General features: G+C 29.8%; 19 protein-coding genes and 1 pseudogene. 18 read left to right on the plus strand and 2 right to left on the minus strand.

Annotated elements, in window-relative coordinates:
- The first annotated feature begins 73 nt into the window (after positions 1–73).
- From ABXT67_RS13405 to ABXT67_RS13455, 11 genes are all read left to right on the plus strand, one after another.
- The gene (locus ABXT67_RS13405) at positions 74–520 is read left to right on the plus strand and encodes a hypothetical protein (RefSeq protein WP_415374551.1); all 447 of its coding nucleotides are present in this window, start codon (positions 74–76) and stop codon (positions 518–520) included.
- A gap of 55 nt (positions 521–575) precedes the next feature.
- Entirely contained in the window at positions 576–1,031 is a 456-nt protein-coding gene (locus ABXT67_RS13410; protein ID WP_415374552.1) for a hypothetical protein, read from the plus strand.
- A gap of 15 nt (positions 1,032–1,046) precedes the next feature.
- Positions 1,047–1,418 (plus strand): hypothetical protein, encoded by a 372-nt coding sequence (locus ABXT67_RS13415; RefSeq protein ID WP_415374553.1) that lies wholly within the window; start codon positions 1,047–1,049, stop codon positions 1,416–1,418.
- Complete coding sequence (locus ABXT67_RS13420; RefSeq protein ID WP_415374554.1) at positions 1,415–2,131, plus strand: hypothetical protein; 717 nt, start codon at positions 1,415–1,417, stop codon at positions 2,129–2,131. The genes ABXT67_RS13415 and ABXT67_RS13420 overlap by 4 nt, the downstream gene beginning before the upstream one ends.
- A 312-nt stretch (positions 2,132–2,443) precedes the next feature.
- On the plus strand, positions 2,444–3,211 hold the full coding sequence (locus ABXT67_RS13425; protein ID WP_415374555.1) for a hypothetical protein: 768 nt from the start codon (positions 2,444–2,446) through the stop codon (positions 3,209–3,211).
- 673 nt (positions 3,212–3,884) lie between these two features.
- Complete coding sequence (locus ABXT67_RS13430; protein WP_415374556.1) at positions 3,885–5,870, plus strand: NACHT domain-containing protein; 1,986 nt, start codon at positions 3,885–3,887, stop codon at positions 5,868–5,870.
- Positions 5,871–6,568: 698 nt separating this feature from the next.
- Positions 6,569–7,036: a DUF4468 domain-containing protein gene (locus tag ABXT67_RS13435; protein ID WP_415374557.1), complete on the plus strand. Its 468-nt coding sequence runs from the start codon at positions 6,569–6,571 to the stop codon at positions 7,034–7,036.
- Between the two features lie 249 nt (positions 7,037–7,285).
- On the plus strand, positions 7,286–7,924 hold the full coding sequence (locus tag ABXT67_RS13440; protein ID WP_415374558.1) for a hypothetical protein: 639 nt from the start codon (positions 7,286–7,288) through the stop codon (positions 7,922–7,924).
- 272 nt (positions 7,925–8,196) lie between these two features.
- Positions 8,197–9,627 carry a MotA/TolQ/ExbB proton channel family protein gene (locus tag ABXT67_RS13445; protein WP_415374559.1) on the plus strand — a complete coding sequence of 477 codons (1,431 nt, stop codon included), beginning with the start codon at positions 8,197–8,199 and terminating at the stop codon, positions 9,625–9,627.
- Positions 9,627–10,346 (plus strand): flagellar motor protein MotB, encoded by a 720-nt coding sequence (locus ABXT67_RS13450; protein WP_415374560.1) that lies wholly within the window; start codon positions 9,627–9,629, stop codon positions 10,344–10,346. The genes ABXT67_RS13445 and ABXT67_RS13450 overlap by 1 nt, the downstream gene beginning before the upstream one ends.
- On the plus strand, positions 10,346–11,188 hold the full coding sequence (locus ABXT67_RS13455) for an HNH endonuclease (RefSeq protein ID WP_415374561.1): 843 nt from the start codon (positions 10,346–10,348) through the stop codon (positions 11,186–11,188). Before ABXT67_RS13450 ends, ABXT67_RS13455 begins: the two co-directional genes overlap by 1 nt.
- A 135-nt stretch (positions 11,189–11,323) precedes the next feature.
- Here ABXT67_RS13455 and ABXT67_RS13460 read toward each other — a convergent pair.
- Positions 11,324–11,488 (minus strand): annotated as a pseudogene (locus ABXT67_RS13460) (IS110 family transposase); the annotation flags it as partial.
- A 501-nt stretch (positions 11,489–11,989) separates the two neighbouring features.
- On the opposite strand from ABXT67_RS13460, the gene ABXT67_RS13465 reads away from it, so the two are divergent.
- Complete coding sequence (locus ABXT67_RS13465; RefSeq protein WP_415374562.1) at positions 11,990–13,033, plus strand: DUF4932 domain-containing protein; 1,044 nt, start codon at positions 11,990–11,992, stop codon at positions 13,031–13,033.
- A 327-nt stretch (positions 13,034–13,360) separates the two neighbouring features.
- Positions 13,361–14,110 carry a hypothetical protein gene (locus ABXT67_RS13470; RefSeq protein WP_415374563.1) on the plus strand — a complete coding sequence of 250 codons (750 nt, stop codon included), beginning with the start codon at positions 13,361–13,363 and terminating at the stop codon, positions 14,108–14,110.
- 86 nt (positions 14,111–14,196) lie between these two features.
- On the opposite strand, the gene ABXT67_RS13475 is transcribed toward ABXT67_RS13470, so the two are convergent.
- Positions 14,197–14,358, minus strand: coding sequence for a hypothetical protein (locus ABXT67_RS13475; RefSeq protein ID WP_415374564.1), 162 nt, complete (start codon positions 14,356–14,358; stop codon positions 14,197–14,199).
- 202 nt (positions 14,359–14,560) lie between these two features.
- Between ABXT67_RS13475 and ABXT67_RS13480 the strand changes: the two genes are divergently transcribed.
- The 5 genes from ABXT67_RS13480 (at position 14,561) to ABXT67_RS13500 (ending at position 20,433) form a co-directional block, all read left to right on the plus strand.
- Positions 14,561–15,235, plus strand: a complete 675-nt coding sequence (locus tag ABXT67_RS13480; protein WP_415374565.1) for a sensor histidine kinase — start codon at positions 14,561–14,563, stop codon at positions 15,233–15,235.
- Positions 15,228–16,001, plus strand: a complete 774-nt coding sequence (locus ABXT67_RS13485; protein WP_415374566.1) for a LytR/AlgR family response regulator transcription factor — start codon at positions 15,228–15,230, stop codon at positions 15,999–16,001. The genes ABXT67_RS13480 and ABXT67_RS13485 overlap by 8 nt, the downstream gene beginning before the upstream one ends.
- Positions 16,002–16,748: 747 nt before the next feature.
- The gene (locus ABXT67_RS13490) at positions 16,749–17,657 is read left to right on the plus strand and encodes a hypothetical protein (RefSeq protein ID WP_415374567.1); all 909 of its coding nucleotides are present in this window, start codon (positions 16,749–16,751) and stop codon (positions 17,655–17,657) included.
- A 207-nt stretch (positions 17,658–17,864) separates the two neighbouring features.
- Positions 17,865–19,436: a hypothetical protein gene (locus ABXT67_RS13495; protein ID WP_415374568.1), complete on the plus strand. Its 1,572-nt coding sequence runs from the start codon at positions 17,865–17,867 to the stop codon at positions 19,434–19,436.
- 298 nt (positions 19,437–19,734) lie between these two features.
- Complete coding sequence (locus ABXT67_RS13500) at positions 19,735–20,433, plus strand: T9SS type A sorting domain-containing protein (RefSeq protein WP_415374569.1); 699 nt, start codon at positions 19,735–19,737, stop codon at positions 20,431–20,433.
- Positions 20,434–20,519 lie beyond the last annotated feature (86 nt).

The raw sequence follows: 20,519 nt of genomic DNA on the forward strand, positions 1-20,519 counted from the left end.
TTACTCAGAATTTGAGAGCAGGATTACATTTTTAACTGGATTAAAAGATATTGAACCAGAGAAAAGAGCGAGGATGATTTCCAATATTGATACCAAAAGCAGAAATAAAATAAGAGTCGGAGAAAAATTAATCTATATATTGGATAAATGCGATGACCATGCAGACTCAAAATATGTAGCTCAATTTTTTTGTGCTTTTCTAGAAGAGAAAATTACGTACAATGAGTTTTTACGTGTTGCTTCAATAATTCAAAATATTTTCAGAGAAGATTTAGAATATTTTCTTGAATCCAAAATAGAAACTTTTGAAAAAGATAACTCAACTGAGGAATCACCAAATGAAGATGAATTTCCTTTAATCAATGTTGGAATATTAGGTTTAAGTTACAATCCTGTAAATGTCAATGATCAAGATGATTGGAAACAATCTGAGAAATATGTAGTCTCAGGTGGCGATGCTGTAATTTGGGTAACGACAATTGGAAAAAAGATTAAAGAACATTTAAAAACGGAGAAGTAACCAACTACCACAATTTACCTACTAAAAAATTACAACAAATAGAAAATGATAATTTATGAAAAAAGGAATTACAATACTGGCATTATTATTTTTTGTAGTTAACATCAATGCTCAGGTACAATTAGGGTTAGAAACAACTTCTTATAACAAGATAATGTCAGAAGTAGATAGAATTGGATATTCGACTGTGTTGGACATGCCAACAACCTATAGATACAGTAGGTTCAAAAGCCTTATCTATGTTACAATTGGAAATATAATGCATGAATATAAGGAAGAACTTGGTACACGGGAAACCTTCTCATTTAACGGTCAAGAATGCTTACAAGTGAAAGTCGTAAATGTAGATAATGGTACTCTTGCAACGATTATTATCTGCCCCAATGATGGAATGCTCATCTTAGAAGATAAAATTAAACAATATTTTTTTGACACAACAACATTGAAAAAGCCCAAAACGAAAGCGAAAAATCTCTTTAGTAGATTCCGCAATTTATTAGATGAGCAGTAAATAAAACTAGAAGACATGAAAAAAACATTGTTTTTATTATTCACAACAATAATATTAAGCTCTTGCCTTAATGGCCCAAAAACTGAAACAAAATATAGTGGACCGCCAAAGTTTGTTTTAACAGAAATGAATGGTAGAGAATTAGAAGAAGACGCATATTTCACAATAAAGTATGATAATACTTTCATTCTTGAATTAGCTGATGGAACAACTTTTAATTATACCCCTACACAACTTGTAGGATCAGATCCATTATGCAACATATTAGCTACCGATGATTTAGGTAGAAGCACTGCAATATGTATGAAAAAATTAACCGGACAAAAATTTGAGCTTATGCTTGAGAATGACGAAATGATAAGTAATTTCAAAGGCTACAAATTATGAAAAAAATACTTTTATTAATCGTTTTACTAATAACAATAACTTCGATAGCTCAAAAAAGAGAAGAGAATAAAGTATTTGAAATTATTGCAAAATCACCAAAATTAACTATTGCTAAAGGGTGGATGAAAAATGATACGAGCGGAAAATGGGTTGAAAATAAAAACGTTATAGCTACTAAAAAAGTTTACTCATTTTCTGATATCTCGCATTATCTACAAAATTTCGAATGGATTCAAATAGCAAAAATCGCTAAAGATAATGAAGAATACTATGTGATAATATATAGAATGGTAGGTGGCAAATATGAATATGAAGGTTATGAATATCTTTCTGGATGGACGCCTTTTAAGAGTACAAAATTCCTAATAATAACACCTGCTGTTTATCAATTATTTAAAGCGAAAATTCAATATACCGAGGGAAAAGATATTTCCTTTAACGCTTATACTTCTGGAACTTCTGGTAAGAATTTAATAGAATTTATTAACTCTTATATTAATATGAAAAAAGAATATCCCAGAAAAACAACTTTTACTTTTCTATTTAATTCGCAAACCGAAGGTGATAAGGACATTGTAAGGTTTAGATTAGGATACGATTACATTACCAAATATAGGCAACAAGGCATTTATGATACTGATACAGATCAAAATTTGGACAATAGTTATTTTGAAGTTAGTAAAAATGAATTTTCGAAATTACTAATTGATTAAAATATGACATATGAAAAAAATAAAAAAGCAGGAAGAAAAGTTGAGTTAGAAGAGTTTTAAATAAAGAGTAAAGTTCGAATCTAAAAAACACCTCAAGGAAGGAAAAAAAACGGCAGGCAACAATGGCTATAATTAATACGGGACTTGTTGTTACCTCAAAGTTTAGTGCTTTTTAACCAAGTAAGCCAAATCTTTTTGATTTGGCTTTAGAACAAAAAAGATTAAAAAAAGTTTTGGCTAAGTGCTTAATCGAAAGTTTACTACTTTCAAATCCCTTACTAACCATAGTCGAGCCGTTGCCATTAATGTGAAATGAAAATTATTCAGAACAATAAATCTATTCACGAAAATAAAAAACTCCTTGGAAATTTAATAAATTCTCATCTTGAATTGTTAATGCCTGAAAAAGAGAAAAACCAACAAAAAATTTTAGAATTATGTCACGTTGGGAAATTTTTAATGTTTTTTAATAATAAAATCCAAATCGATAAACTGTCTGAAAAACCAGATTTTATATTAAAAGGAGAGTTTGGAAAAATTGGATTAGAACATCAAATATTAGTAAATAGTAAATCAAAAGAAAGAGAAGGCTTTTTTGAAAACATATTTTCAATGGCTGAAAAGGAATTAGATTCCGACAAAGACTTGCCTAATTTTTTAATTACTTGTTATCCTATTCCATATGTGAATTTTAAAATTAGTGAAAAACAAAATTTAATTAAAACAATTGTTCAAGTTGTAAAGGAATTTATCTCATCTGAAAAATTAATTGAAAATCCAATAATTGAGAAAATAAGTATGACTGATCATTCTCAAAAAAGTCTGAACGTTAATTTAGGAGCTTGGTGGGTGAAAGATGTAACAGAAGAACTTATTTTATCAGCGGTTAGAAAAAAGGAATCTAAATTAACTTCTTACAGAAAAAATAGCGGAGAAATTCAATGGTTGATTATTGTAATTGGTAGTAATGGGGAAAGTTCATATAATTTAGATAATCGTTTTAAAATGAATCTAAAAACTGAATTCGAAAAAGTATATATTCTTGAGGATTTTAATAATAGACTTTTTGAGTTAAAGTAAAAACACTAATGGCAACACCGTATATAATTTATTGCTAGTTCTACCCTACTTACGAAAGTCCTTGCGGTTTTTCTATTTGGTTTTGTATTTACTAAATTAGATTCTTAAAAACAGGCAACTAACCATACACAACAACGTTAAGAAAAACCACCTCCATTTCAAATTATAAGTAAACATTTAGCATTTTAATTATCAAAACGAGTAGATCCAAAGTGCAATGGGTGCTATGCCCCACAAACCAACTGCTGTAAAATTTAAATAAAAGCAAAAAAAATCAGATATTTATACCTATTGACATTAAACTCCGATGCTTCTATATTTACGAACATAGAAGCCCTTTTATGATCCAGCATACAAGAAACACAAACCAGGCTGGAACACTACCAATACTCTAAGCGGTAAACTAAAGAGTGTTTTAGAAAGGCTGGGGGAGTACTTGGTGCATAAATTGATTTTTTTACCATCGCCTGTAAAAAATAATTAGCGTGAATACGGGAAACCGTAATAAAAGAAATAGCATAAAGAGTATTTTTAAACATTACAAAGCTGCCGGCACGCAGGTGGCACGAAATAATTTTAATAAAAACATCATAAACCTTTTAGCTTTGTGATGATATAATAGAAATAAACGTCATACGGTGTTTATATACATGTTAGTAGCAATTACACAAAAATGGATATAGAAACAGTAAAAAATATAGCAACAGTTGCCGCACCTCTTTCCAAAGTTGTTTTAGAAACTTTTTTAATGCCAAAGTTTAAAGAGTTTAGAGACAAATGGAAAAGAGAAAATAATCTAATTGATTATGCTTTTGAAAATAAATTTCTGGAATATCTAACTAGTGTATATGAAAAGAATGGAGTCCTTAATACTATTGCATTCAAGAAAAAAAAAGTATTACTAAATGACGTTTATATTCCTCTTACAATACAATGTGAAGAAAGACACGAATTACCCCGTAAACGGAAAAACTTAACTTTAACCGAATTTGATGATGAACTATTTGCTGAGACAAATAAAATACTCATAACAGACACAGCTGGAATGGGTAAATCGACCTTGTCAAAAAAGTTACTCATCTCTGCAATAGAGAAAAACAAAGGCGTCCCTGTTTTAATTGAATTAAGACGTTTATCAAAAGAGAAAGATATAATTGATGAAATTTTAGAACAATTAAATCCAATAAATGAAAAAGTAAATCGTCAATTTATTTTGGATTTAATTAAAAGAGGCGATTTTATTTTCTTCTTTGATGGCTTTGATGAGATCTCTTTGTCTGACCGTTCAAATGTTACCAAGCAAATTCAAACATTTATAACAAAATCTCGAAAAAATAAATTTGTTCTTACATCAAGACCTGAGGATGCTTTATCATCTTTCGGAGATTTTCTAAAATATCAAATAAAACATCTAATACCTGAAGAGGCCTATTCACTCATAAAAAAGTATGATGCCGAAGGGAATATAGGTGATTTACTTATTAGTAAAATTAAAGAGCCTGAGACATTTGAGAGTATTGAAGAATACTTAACAACTCCACTTTTAGTTTCCTTGCTATTTACAGCTTTTGAGCATAAACAAAGAATCCCGTTTAAAAAACATATTTTTTATCGTCAAGTTTATGATGCATTATTTGAATCTCATGATTTATCCAAAGGAGATTCTTTTGAAAGAGAAAAACATTCAAAACTAGGTTCAGATGAATTCCATAGAGTACTGAGGATTTTTGGGTACTTATGCTTGACTAATGAAAATAAAATTGAATTTACAAGAGATGAATTAGGCACTATCGTTTCAAGAGCAATAGGATTTTGTCCAGAGATAAATTCATCATCTACGAACTTTATAAAGGATCTTTTAATAACAGTCCCTCTTTTCGCAAAAGATGGCATTTACTATAAATGGTCACATAAATCTTTGCAGGAATACTTTGCAGCTCAATTTATTTACCTTGATTCTAAAGAAAAACAAAACAATATTTTAACACATGTATCATTTCATCCAGACAATACATCATTTATAAATGTTATTGACTTATATAGAAGTATTGACCCCTCAGGGTTTGAAAATGTGGTAGTAAATAAATTACTATCCGATTATGTTAAATATATCCAGAATTCATACAAATCATTTGAAGGTCAAGACAAAACTGAACGTCAACAATGGACTTTTTCATATGAAATATTTTTAATCAACTTTTCTTTAGTTCCAAGAACAAAAGAAAATCACCCTAGAGAGATATTTACTTTGATAAAAAAACAACTTCCAGCAAATTTGACTCGTATGTCTGTTACTGTAGGTTCTAAGAATGAAGAGAATACTTCTTTTATTAAAATACCTGTAATTAGAAAAGCTCAACAAGTTCTAATTAACTATCTACAGGATAAAGGAGTCGATTTCATTGATCAAGTTAATCTTGAAATGAAGGAACCCGAGATTGAATTAAAATTACCAAAGAAAAAAGCGTTAAGGGTAACTGACAGGAAAAATTCTATTCTAAACAAAGGAGCTAATTTCAAGAAAACAAATGACCTCATTAAGCACTTTTTAGGAAGGCGCAGAGTGTACTTCATAAATTACACAAAAGGAATAGATAGGCTTGAAGAGCTGACTAAGCGATTGGAAAAAAATAAAGTTGACGATTTATTAAACTTTTAAAAATAAAAGCTACTAACAATGTGTATAGTGCATAGCACCCTGCGGGATGCTACGACACCATAAACGTAACGTTAAGAAAAACCACCTTCATTTTAAACATTTAGCATTTTAATTATCAAAACTAGCAGATCCAAAGGGCAATGGGTGCTATGCCCTACAAACCAAGGGCTGTAAAATTTAAATAAAAGCAAAAAAAATCAGGTATTTATACCTATTGACATTAAACTCCGATGCTTCTATATTTACGAACATAGAAGCCCTTTTATGATCCAGCATACAAGAAACACAAACCAAAAGCTGGAACACTACCAATACCCTAAGCGGTAAACTAAAGAGTGTTTTAGACAGGCCGGGGGAGTGCTTAGTGCATAAATTGGTTTTTTTACCATCGCCTGTAAAAAATAATTAGCGTGAATGCGGGAAACCGTAATAAAACAAATAGCATAAAGAGTATTTTTAAACATTACAAAGCTGCCGGCACGCAGGTGGCAAGAAATAATTTTAATAAAAACATCATAAACCTTTTAGATTTATGATGATATAATAGAGATAAACGTCATATTGGGTTTATATACATGTTGGCATTCATACAAGAAAAATCGTGCTGAAATTAAAATCTGAAAAAAATAGAAAAATACGGAAAACCGTAAAATAACTTCAATAATAATGTCGAATTTTAAACCTTAACTAAATATAATATGAGAAAACTATTTTTATTACCAGTATTAACAGTGTTATTTTTGAGCCTACAAAGTTGTGCAGTCATAACAACAGAAAGTAAACCTGTAACAAAAGTTGTGAATATTGAAAATGCGACTAAAAATGAATTGTATGTAAGAGCAAATAATTGGATGGTAAGTGCATTTAATAATGCGGAATCTGTAATACAATTTACAGATAAAGAAACTGGAACTATAACTGGAAAATACTTATTAGGAACTATTACGCAAGCAAGCCAATATGGACCAGCAAATCGAGCTTTTTCAATTATACAAATACAAGTGAAAGACGGAGCGTCCAAAATAACAATTACACCAGATTCTTTTAGGTATGCTAAAGGAAATATTTATACTCTCTACACTGGAGAAAAAGCAACTGAAGACATAAACGGACTAATGGATTCTTTTGAACAAGCAATAAAACTGAAAGAAGATAAAGATTGGTAAGAAAAACGAAATATTGAAAAGCCAATTAAGATTTTGAAGAAAAAATAACGTCTGAAAAAAGCACGAAATGCCAACACCGTATATAATTTATTGCTAGTTCTAGCCTACTTACGAAAATCCTCGCGGATTTTCTTGGTCGGTAATTATTCACTAAATTAGTTGCTTGAAACACGCAACAAACCATATACAACAACGTAAAATAAAGTAAAGGTGTGTTTATTTATGTGTTGTGTGCAATACCCCAATCAAATGGAAATAACATTAATTAAAGCATTATTATATTCTATTCTGCCAACTTTGATTGGAACGTTATTGACGTTGTTTTTCACCGAAAAATTAAAAGGAAAAGTCAAAAGTGGATTTGATAAAAAATTAGAAGAAGTTAAAAATTTACATAATTTAGAAATATCAAAATTTCAAGCTGAAATCAATTCATTAAAATCAAAAGAGAATTTTAAATTTACAAAGCTTCACGAAAAAAGGTTTGATATTTTAGAAGAATTATATAAGCTATTGAATAAATCAATTTCTGAATTAAATTATTATATATCTCCAGTCAAATCAACTCCAAATGGAATGACTCATGATGAACACGAAGACAAGTTGCAAGAAAAATTTTCGAATGCACATTTTGAATTCGCTAACTTTTATGCGAATAACCGAATTTATCTTGAGCAAAAAATTACTAAATTGATAGATAACTATCTTAATGAAATTGCCGAGATTTATAATGATTATAATAAACATCATTTTTTGAAAAAATTCGGAGATAGACCAAATCCGGAAACACACAGAATTGCTTATTCAGCTTACAAAAAAATACCAAGTAAAATCACACCAATCAAAAAAGAAATTGAAGAAAGTTTTAGAGAATTATTAGAGCGTTAATGTACTGCACACAACAACGCATATAAGCAATGCGGGAGTTTTTGCTTAATTAAAAGTTAAGGTATATTTGGGAGACCGCCGAATTTTTACAAATTCGACTTATTGCAGAAAAAAATAATAAACGAAATTTGCAAAAATCAGCTTGTGCCGTCCGAAAGGCTTTCGCCTTTCTTCATCCGCACTGCTCATATACAGAGACGTTGGCATTCATTATGACGAACCAACAAACATTAGAATAAACCATCAACAATTGAACTAACCAACATTAGAATATGAATAAAGAATTTTTGGCAAACATAGTTTATGGTGCATTAATAATTTGGCTACTTTTCTCTCTCTATTATATAATCAGACTTTGGTATCGGAAAAGCACAAAATCTTATAACGAATATTTATATAATTCAATTCCTTCTGTTTTTACAACAATTGGAATACTTGGAACTTTTGGCGGAATTTATCTTGGCTTAAGAAATTTTGATGTTAATGATATTGACAATAGTATTCCAATGCTATTGGAAGGAATGAAACTTGCGTTTCTTACCTCAATTTTTGGAATTATTTTATCATTAATATTCAGAGTATTTGGACAACTAATATTGCGAACAGTTGAACTAAAAGAACCTCCAAAACAAACAGATGAATTATCAGCATTAAGTGAAATACTCGAAGTCTTAAAGTCAACCAAAACGGAAACAAAAACCAATTTTGATAAATTAAACACCTCACTTGTTGGAGAAACAGAAACAAGCATTTCTACTCAATTAGTAAAACTTCGTAATCAAACCACAGACAACCAAAAAGAACAAGAAAAACAAAACATTTTACTTGAAAAAATACAGACATCATTAATCGGAAATGAGGAAACAAGTTTACTTACGCAATTAGAAAAATTAAGAAGTCAATTAACGGACAACTACAAGGAGCAAAAAGAACATAAAGATATACTTAAATCAATAAACGAAAATAACAAAGCTTTAGGAGGCAAGTTTGATGAATTTGGAGAAATTCTAAAAAAGAATAATACAGAAGCATTGGTAGAAGTAATGAAAAGTGCAACAGAAACTTTCAACGCTCAAATGACAGAATTAATTCAAAGATTAGTTCAAGAAAACTTTGCAGAATTAAACAATAGTGTTCGGAGTTTGAACGATTGGCAAAAAGAGAATAAAGAAATGATTTCATCTTTAACACAGCAATTTAAATCTGTTTCTAAAGATTTTGAAATTGCATCAGTTTCCATTAAAGAAATTACAGAAAACACAACAAAGTTAACAGAGGACAACAGCCAATTATCAAAACTAATTGAGGAGTTACAAAAGGTATTAATTGATGATACGAAATTTCAAGAAATAATTGTAAAACTTGAAAGTTCTATTGACACAATTAAGACAAACACAGAAACATTTGATGAAACAACTAATAAATTAAACGATTGGATTGGTAAAGAGCATAGTTTCAAAAAATCAGTCGATATATTAATAAGCAGATTAAAAGAAATAGAGGATATTAAAGATATAAACGGAGAATTTTGGAAAAATACCAAATCTCAAATGGAAGAAGGAGTTTCAATTATAAGTAACTCTTCATTAGAGTTAAGAAACAATCTTGACAATATTTCAGAAGAATTTACAGGACAATTAAATCAAACTCTAACGAGTTTAGATGAACTTATTCAACGTCTAATAGAACAAGCAAAAAGATAATGAAAGAAAGTTCAGATAACAATTGGATTTCATTTTCCGATATTATGACTGTATTGATGATAATCTTTTTATTCATCTCTATTTCATATATGATGCAAGTAAAAAAAGAGCAAGCACAAAGAGATGAAATATTTGAGGAATTTAGGGCAACTAAAGAGGAACTTTATAATGAGCTGAACACCGTTTTTAAAGACGATTTTCAAAAATGGGATGTTAAATTAGATAAAGACTTGTCAATAAAATTCACAAATCCTGATGTTTTATTCCAATCTGGAAAAACCAATATAAGACCTTATTTTTCAGAAATCTTAAATAAGTTCTTACCCAAATACTTTGACATCATTTTACAAGAGAAATACAAGGATAAAATTTCAGAAATAAGAGTTGAAGGACATACAGATAACGTTCCTGCACCACAATACGACAAAGACCCTTACATTGCTAATACTTTGTTATCCCAAGAAAGGTCAACAGAAGTCATTAAGCATTTTCGTGAAATGGATTATTTTAAAGATTTATCTTCCAAAGAAATCATTTTGATAGAATATTTGCTAACTGCAAATGGATTGTCTTATGGAAGGACAGTTGATGATAATGGAAGATTAACCATAAATAGTAATCAACCTATAAATAATCAAAAATCTCGTAGAGTAGAATTTCGCATAATAACAACAAGTGATAAATTAATTGATAAAGTCCTTAAAGAGTTAGAAAAATAATGCCATTAATCAAATTCAATAAAGCACATAGTTATTTAGATAAGATTGGAGTTCCTCGTTTAGAAGAATACAATAGTAACGTAATTATCGACAGAATTGATTTTACAGAACAAGAAAATGATGGTAGTTTAGAATGGAGAGAAGATGGAGTTTATTTGAATGTTCGTGGGAATTTTCAAAAAGGCTTTATGTTTAACAAGGATTATAAAAAGTCTGAATATGGAAACCCAAGATTTCATTTGTTTGAATGTTCCGTAATTGAAAAATTTATTGAAAAAGGAATATTGTCAAGATATTATTTTTGGTCGAATTCGGATTTAGTGACTGTAACACAAAGAGGAACGAAAAAAGAATATCCAGACCAAAATCTAGATTTATGCGCAAAATGTAGAGCAATTTTACACGAAAGAAATCTTGACAGAATAAATGATACAGAAGATTTTCACAAACTACTTGACTTAAACGATAAAAACATAAAGGAGAATATAGAAGAAGTTGAAACAGACCTTTATAAAAGACCTTTAAATTGGCGAAGTATTTCAAAAGCGTACAGAGAAGAACAAAACTATACTTGTGAGGAATGTGGATTTGGTGGTAGCGACCTAGAAAGTAACTACGACAAACGATATTTACACACACATCATATAGACAGTTATAACTTGATAAATACGCACAGAGATAATTTAAAGTCCGTTTGCGTTCTGTGTCATTACAACCAAGACGAACATCATCAATCCAATTTTGAAAAACCTAGGCTTAAAAGAGAATTGAACTCTTTTGTCAATAAATACAGAAATAGACTAATTGAAATCGGAAACGAACATATTGAAAATTACGAATGAAAAAATAACGAAATGACAACAAAGAACTGAGGTTAAAAACAACTCTTTTCTTCATTAATTTTAGACACTATTATTTTAAGCTCAGAGATTCACTTTTGTGATTCTTTGAGCTTTTTTATTATCATCCTCCTCTAATTATCTCGGCAAGACAGAAACGTACTTTTCGTCGTAAGGTCTACCAGATTTTGCGATAGTAAAACACTGTTTGATTAGCTTATTGGCTACAGCAATTAATGCTGGTTTTTTACTTTTTCCTTTGGCGACAATACGCTCATAAAGATCTCTGCACCCTTTGTTGTATGTTTTTACCCCTAAAAACCAACTGCTGTAAAATTTAAATAAAAGCAAACCAAAATCAGGTATTTGCACCTATTGACATTAAACTCCGATGCTTCTATATTTACGAATATAGAAGCCCTTTTATGATCCAGCATACAAGAGACACAAACCAAAAGCTAGAACACTCACAATACCTTAAGCGGTAAACTAAAGAATGTTTTAGAAAGGCTGGGGGAGTGCTTGGTGCATAAATTGGTTTTTTTACCATCGCCTGTAAAAAATAATTAGCGTGAATGCGGGAAACCGTAATAAAACAAATAGCATAAAGAGTATTTTTAAACATTACAAAGCTGCCGGCACGCAGGTGGCAAGAAATAATTTTAATAAAAACATCATAAACCTTTTAGATTTATGATGATATAATAGAGATAAACGTCATATTGGGTTTATATATATGTTGCCAGTAATTTGAATGAACACACAATTTGAAACAAAATTAGTCCTTATTTGAAAACTCAATCAATGAAAAAAACTATTTTGCTAATTCTACTTTTAGCGTCATTAAAAAGTATCGGACAAAAATCGGAATTAAACATTACGATTGACGAAAGAATAGAGACCATCTATTCAATAGCATTTTTAGATGATTACTTTCTAATCAATAATCACGAAAATCATTACAAATCAAAGCTGAAAAATAATTTTAAAGCTCTGAAGAACCATAAGGCAGTAGCTTTATTTGACACATTATCTAAAAAGCACGGTTTTAATTTTAATAACGTTACAGATTGGGTTCTACAGTTCGGAGAATTTCCTGAATTGAATAAAGTAAGAGAAGTCATAAATCCCGATTCTTTTGATGAAAGCAAAGGGGATTATCTAATTAAAAAATTCAAAAAAGAATTTATTTCCTTTAATCAAGATACTTTATTTCAAGCCTATTTAGCCGAAGTAAAAGAATTGAATGAGAAAGTACTTAATCAAGTTAAACAATCTAAATCTATTCAACATCTTCCAACTTATTTAGAAAAATATTACGGAAGTGAATTGGGTTCCTATAATTTAATTCTCTCACCATTAGTCCATTCAGGAGGATTTAATTCAAAATTCATAGCAGATGGAAAAACAGAAGTTTATGCTATAATTGGACCAAATGGTGAAATTGAACATATTCCATATTTTGAAAAAGAATTTCTTGAAATGGATTTAATTTTACACGAATTTGGTCATTCCTTCGTAAACCCTTTAACGGAAAAATTTCAAAATGAAATCGAAAATATTAAAGAAAAATATTATAGTGATAGTTTAAAAAAAAATGGAAAAACCCAAGGTTACAGCGAATGGAAATATGTTTTTAATGAACATATAATAAGAGCAATAACAATCAGAATAGCAAATGAAAATTTTGGAACAGAAAAAGCTAAAGAACTTTTAGACTACGAAAAATCTATTGGATTTTCATTAGTAAATAATATTGTAGAAATTTTAAAAGAATATGAAAATAACAGAGAAAAATACCCGAAATTTAGTGAGTTTTACCCAATATTAATTGAACGAATAAAATAAAAACTACTGGCAACACCGTGTATAATTAATGGCTAGTCCTCGCCTACTTACGAAAATTGCTTACGCCAGTTCGCTTCGCTCGTGTCTCGCGGATTTTCTATCTGGTGTTTATTCGCTAAATTAGGTGCTTCAACACGCCACTAATCATACACAACAACGTTACCCTTAATAGCGAGGTACAACTTGCTTCATATTATAAATAAGAACCACTTTTCTTTATTCTTCCTTAATTCTACTTAATTTTTCCTTTGTTCATCAGAAACAGGTTTCGTAAACACCGTGATACCCGTAGTTTTGTGGCATCATTAATTATTAAATCTATTAATCATGAAAAACACAAAAAAAGAATTAATTTTCCTACGAACGTTTGCATTTACTACAGCCTTAGGTATTCTAACATTTGCTTCTGTTGCTTTTAAACAATCTAGCAATCAAAAATTTGGAACTATAGATGTAGAACGCATTAATATTGTAGAAAAAGATGGAACAACAAAGATGATTATTACAAATGTAGCAGAATTTCCTAACGGAAAAGACTCGATAAACAATAGGCCAATAAACGTAAAACGTAAAAAGCGTTCAGGAATGCTCTTTTTTAATGAAGATGGCATTGAATGTGGAGGTTTTATTTATGACGGAAACAAAAAAGAAAATGGACATAGTTCGGGGCTCTCATTAACTTTTGATAAATACGATGGTGATCAGGCAATGCAACTGCTAAATACTGATAGCAAACGAGATGGAAAAAGAAGTATTAGAAGTTCATTAGTTTTTAACGATTTACCAGAAAACTCTACACAGTCAAGTACCGCTAAAATATTTGCAGAATTAGATTCTATAAAAGATAAAAAAATATGGAGAAAAAAATATAATGAATATGCGAAAAAAGGACTAGTTGGCATCACTAAAAGACTTGAACTTGGAAATCTTGGTAAAGGTCGACCAAACGGATTATTTCTTTATGATGATGACGGGAAAATGAGAGCAATGTTTTGTATCGATTCAGAAAATAGCGTTCGTTTAGAAATGTTTGACCAAAAAGGGAATAAGGTAAGTTCATGGCCTACAAAAAAATAAAATTTATAATTTTCGGTGAAAATTTTAGTGAAAATTTTCACCGAAAACTTTATATATTTACCAACACTAATGATGAAAAAAATAATTCAATATCTAAAAAATAACCAAACCTTTATTCTTTTCTTATTTGTTTTTAGTTGGGTTTTAACTCTTAAAAATAAAATAGGGTTTGCAAGTTCTTGGAACGATTTAGTGTTCCATCCAGATGCTCCTTTTTGGGTATTTATAGACGCCTTTTTTATCTTCATTTTTATAGATTTTATTAAAGGAAGATTTGAAAAAAAAAACATAAAAGAAACCCCATCTGCATGGGAATATTTAAAATTTTTCGGAATAAGTTTTGTCTGTTATATATTCATAATCAACGTATTTGGAATTCTTGTTTCGATGGGTTTTAATACTGTTTCTAGAAACTTTAATTCTTCGTATCAAATAACCTATAAAGTTTTCGTGCAAATTATTGATTTTATAATTTTTGGCGGCTTTTCTTTAGCCTATTTATATTCTAAAGAAAATAGAAATTATAGAAAAAGGCTAAGCGCATACGAAATCAGTAACTCTAAAAGCAAAATACAGCAGCTTAAAGCACAGTTAAATCCGCATTTTCTTTTTAACAATTTAAATATATTAGATCAGCTTATTGAAGAAGATCAACTTAAAGCTTCTGATTTTTTAAGCCGTTTTTCAGAACTCTATCGTTATGCCTTGAGAAGTTCTGAAAAAGAACTAATCGGTATCCGAGAAGAGCTAACATTTATTCAAAATTATTTTGAGTTAATGGAGACAAAGTATCAGGGCTATTATCAATTAATTATTAAAAACAATATAAAAACTTCAAACACCATAGTTCCTCCATTTTGTCTACAAGTATTAGTAGAGAACGCTATTGTGCATAATCTGGGAACAATTAAAAATCCTGTAATTATACATATTACAATAGAAAACGGAATTAAAGTTACCAATAATAAGATTGAGCAAAGCAGAAAGAAAAAAAATAATGGCGTAGCCTTAAAAAATCTGAACGAACAATTTAAACTACTAACAAACACCCCTATAACTATTCAGGAATCTGAGAGTGACTTTACTGTTATATTACCTCTTATGAAAACAAATAACAATGCTTAAAATAGTAATCATAGAAGACGAAGCTCCTGCTAGAAAGAAACTTAAGAACTACATAGAAAAAACTAGAGAGCCTTTTGAAATTATAAAAGAAATTGAGACTGTTGATGAAACCCAATCATTTTTTCAAACGCATCCCGATGTAGATTTAGTTTTTTCGGACATTGAATTACGAGATGGAAATGTTTTTGATGTATACAATGAAATAGAAATCACCGCTCCCATTATTTTTATAACGGCTTATGATAGTTTTTGGATGAATGCTTTTGAATCCAGTGGTATTGAGTATTTATTAAAACCTTATTCATATCCACGTTTTGAAAAAGCTTGGCTTAAATATACTTTCTTGAAAAACAAAATGAAGGTTAATCACAATGATCTCATTAGCAAGTTAGATGCATATTATCAAAGCAAGTTAGATTTAAAACCAATATATAAAGAGTACATTCCGGTAAAATCTAACAGCGGTATTTACTTTTTAAAAGTAGAAGACATTATTTTCATTCAATCAGATTATGGTGTTATTTTTGCTTATGACTCAGCCAATAAAAAACATCTATTAAACCAAACCTCTCTCAAAGAAATTCAAGAAATGCTCAACCCAATAGTCTTCTTTAAAATCAACAGAAGCGAGTTTGTTAATAAAGTTTATATTGAAAAAATAAATCGCTATACTAAAAATACTGTCGCCATTAATATAAAGTCTCACACCTTAAAAACGAGCCAAAACAACACAGCCGCATTTAATTCTTGGATGGGATTAAAATAATACGAAATTATTAGAATTATTTTAAATTAAAAACGAGCAAAAGTTTAATTTTAACATTACACAAACTACTAAAGGTAACAACGTGTGTAATTAATTGCTGCGGAATCCCTTCGCAGCAATTCACTTGAATTAATTAACTTCGTCGTGCGTGGGAAAATCCTAACTGATTTTCCGCAACTAACCACACACAAACCGTCAAGAAAAACCACCTCCATTTCAAATTATAAGTAAACATTTAGCATTTTATTTATCAAAACGATTAGATCCAAAGTGCAATGGGTGCTATGCCCTACAAACCAACTGCTGTAAAATTTAAATAAAAGCAAACCAAAATCAGGTATTTATACCTATTGACATTAAACTCCCATGCTTCTATATTTACGAATTCGGAAGCCCTTTTATGATCCAGCATACAAGAAACACAAACCAAAGGCTGGAACACTACCAATACCCTAAGCGGTAAACTAAAGAGTGTTTTAGAAAGGCTGGGGGAGTGCTTAGTAAATAAATTGGTTTTTTTACCATCGCCTGTAAAAAAATAATTAGCGTGAATACGGGAAACCGTAATAAAAGAAATAGCATAAAGAGTATTTTTAAACATTACAAAGCTGCCGGCACGCAGGTGGCACGAAATAATTTTAATAAAAACATCATAAACCTTTTAGATTTGTGATGATATAATAGAAATAAACGTCATATGGTGTTTATATACATGTTGCCCGCAATGCAAAAAAACACAGAACACCTATGAACATTTGGCGAATAAACTTAAAATCCTCATCAATAAACAATGTCAATCCAAGACAATTTTGCTTACTAAATAACATTGTCGGAGTTGGATGGCGAATAAGCGAAAAAACAGAAAAAGCTGTAGAATGGTCTGAATATAATAAAAGAGCTTCTACAATGTATGGCGACAGGAGTTGGAAATCTGCATTGAATGCTATAAAGCATAAAATGCAAGTTGACGACCTTATTTGGACACGAGACAGACAAAACAATTATTATTTAGGAAGAATAACGAGTGATTGGCAGTATCAAAGTGAAATAGAAAACCTTGAGGCGGATATTGTAAATATTAGGAATTGCGATTGGGTTAAAATCGGAACAGTTGAATCTGTGCCAGGTAAGTTGGTTAATAGTTTTATTCCTGCAAGAACACTTCAAAAAGTTAATGATAATGCCGTCAAAACCTATTCAAAATTCACATTCAATCGACTAAAAGAAGAAGAAGTTTATAAGTTAGAAAATTTGGATACGGACGATATATTCTCGCTTCTATCATCAGATGACTGTGAAGACTTAATTGCTATGTATCTGCAAGTTGAAAAGGGTTATTATTTAATTCCAAGTTCTTGCAAATCCAGTATGATGGGTTATGAATTTGAATTAAAACATAAAATATCTGGTCAAAGTGCTGTTGTTCAAGTGAAAAATGGATTTGTGAATTTGAACGCTGATAGTTACGATAAACTTGATTGCGAGGTTTATTTATTCACGACAAAAGGGACTTATAATGGTACTGCAAAAGACAATATTCATTTTATAGCTCGTTCTGATATTGAAGACTTTATGGTAAAGTATGATAACGTATTACCGAATAAAATAAGGATGTGGAAACAACAACTCGAAAGCACAGCGGGCAACAACGTATAAAAACAATAGGGCAATTGGTGATTAACCCAATGTTTCAGGCACTTTTTCGAGGTCGCCAAATTTTTAAATTTGGCTTATTGAGAAAAAAAAATAATAAAAATTTAAAAATTCGGCTTGTGTTAAACCGAATGGTAACAGCTCATTTTCAGCCCTACTGTTCTTATACACAAACGTTGGCAAACACTAATAAAAAGAAACAATTTTAACATGAAAAAAATCACATTACTACTTTTGTTATCAATCACTTTTAATAATTATGCACAAGATGTTTCAATCAAAAAAAGTGAAATTTTTAAAGACTCTAAAAAGAATAGTTCCTTAGTGTATTCCTTAGAAGATGAAAATGGTGGGCTTGTCACAATTAGAGCTTTCTATGGGGGAATGCTGCAAAAACTTAAAGGGTATTATATTCAACATTTTGATTCTAATTTAAAGCTATTAAAAGAAGTCGAGTATGAGGTTGATAAAAACGAGCTAAAAAATGCTTTTATTAAAGACAATAAATTACATTTAATTGAATATAATATAGATAAAAAAGCAGATAAAATTACATTTAATGCAGTATCTGCATATTTAAAAGACCTGAAATTTAGTTATAAAGAAATATTATCTCTTTCTGAAGATGAGCAACAAAAATATTTTGGGGTCTTGTTATTTCCGTTTCTAATTAATAATTTCTCTCAATATGACAACAACAATGCAGGAGAAGTTGTAATGTCTAGTAATAACAGTTATTTTGTGATAAATTTTGACATTAAGAATAAAGATAAGGAAACTCATAAAATTTTTGTTTTTAACAATAATTTTGAAAAAGTCTATGAACAATTAATTGAAAAAAATATAAAAGACAAGTATTTTGATTACCAAAGTATTGATATCGATGATAATAATGGTACTGTTTACTTCTTAGGTAAATCTTTTGAAAATGAGTCTAGAAAATCAAAGAAAAAAGGAGAGGCCAATTATCACTTCGAGTTATATAAAGTTAATACTAACGGCCAAACAAAGACTAGTTTTAAAAATGCTGATAAATTTATTTCTTCATTAGAATTGATAACATCTGATAACCGAGTAGCATGTGTCGGATTTTACGGAAAAAAAGATGAAAATAAAATAAATGGAGTAAGTCTTTTTAATTTAAATCCAGAAACCCTTAAAATCGAAACAGAAAAATTCACACCTTTTTCTGAACAATTTCTATCAGATAAGTATGGCAACAAAGGAGGAAAGAAAAAAAGAAAAAAGGAAAAAGGAATAAAAAACATTGATTTTAAAGACGTAAACTTAATGGATAATGGAGACATTGTTTTAAATGCAGAAGAATTTTATATCACTACGCGCACATCAACATCAGCCAAAGGAATTGTAAGTACGCGCACAGTTTATCACTTCGACGATATTATAAGTCTTAGGCTAAATACAGATGGTGATTTAAAATGGGCTAGAAACATTAATAAAAGGCAAGTAGGTTTTAGTAATAGTTCTTACACATCTATAACAGTTGGCGAAGATTCTTATTTTTTTATAAATTGCTCAGATAATATAAAAAAATTAAGTGCAGACAGAATAGCTTTCAAACAAACAAAAGCAAAAAAATCTAATCTATATGTGATTAAAATTAATCAAGAAGGTAACTTTGATTTTAAAAAATTGATTGATGATAAAGAGTCTAAAGTATATTATAAAGTAAATAACGGAAATGTAAACCTTGATAATCAAACTGTTATTTTAATAGGAAAGAGAAAGAAAAAATCAAGGGTTTTAAAGCTGAAAATTTAAAAAAAACGATTTGCCAACAATGGCTATAAATAATTACTTGTTTTAGCCTACTTACGAAAATCCTCGTGGATTTTCAGCTTGGAGTGTGCTTGCATAGTACTTTAGCCCCTAATAAGTTCGGAGTGATATTTTAAATTTCAAAACTAATACATTTGAGATATGAAATACAAGTTTAAAAAACATACTCGTTTTAAACCAATTTGAAAAAGCTGTTGATAAATATGAAAAATAAGTATGTATTTGATTAAGTTATCTATTTTTAAACTAAAAATACACTCACATTAATATAATCCTAAACTTGATTGTTAAGAAAAATTTAATACTTTCAGCATTGTTATTTTGGTCAGTAAGCTGTTTTGCACAAAATCCAAATCCCGATATATTCCAAACTTGGCACTTAAAAGATATGTTTATTCAATTTGGTCCACCATTTGATTTAATGGATCCTCCTGTTTATGCTACACTAACAATTTCGGAAAATTTCGATTTTAGCGGAATAGGATCGTGTAACACATTTTCTGGATCTTATGTGTACGATTCAGTCCTTGATAGATTTACGGGAGATGAATTTGAGGCTACTAATGAAGACTGTGTGTTTCCATATCACAATAACTTTGAACAGGAATATTTTGAAGATGTGACGGGTATTTGGGAATATGAGATTATTGAAGACGGTTTTGGGTTGCAACTTAATATTTATGATCTATTTGAATTAGATGCGATTTTTACTAATTATACTCTTTCAACAGCGGATGTAGAAAAAGTAAAAGTTGCTATTTATCCTAATCCAGTTGCTGATATATTATCTATTTCTTCTATCAATAACCGTGTTTTATCAATTGAAATTTATACCATAGAAGGGAAGAACGTTACCATACATACTGCGGTGAATCAGGAAATCAATAATATCAATGTAACGCATCTAGATTCTGGTATTTATTTCTTGAATATATTTACAGATGACGGTCGAATTACCAAAAGAATCGTTAAAAATTAGCGAGGCCAGATAATAAAAAACACGACAGCCATTGGCCAACAACGCATAACTGCACATTGCTTCCGATTTTCCTTTCGGAAAATCCT

Origin of the sequence: Patiriisocius sp. Uisw_017 (assembly GCF_047731265.1) — a bacterium.
In the GTDB taxonomy this organism is placed as follows: domain Bacteria; phylum Bacteroidota; class Bacteroidia; order Flavobacteriales; family Flavobacteriaceae; genus Patiriisocius.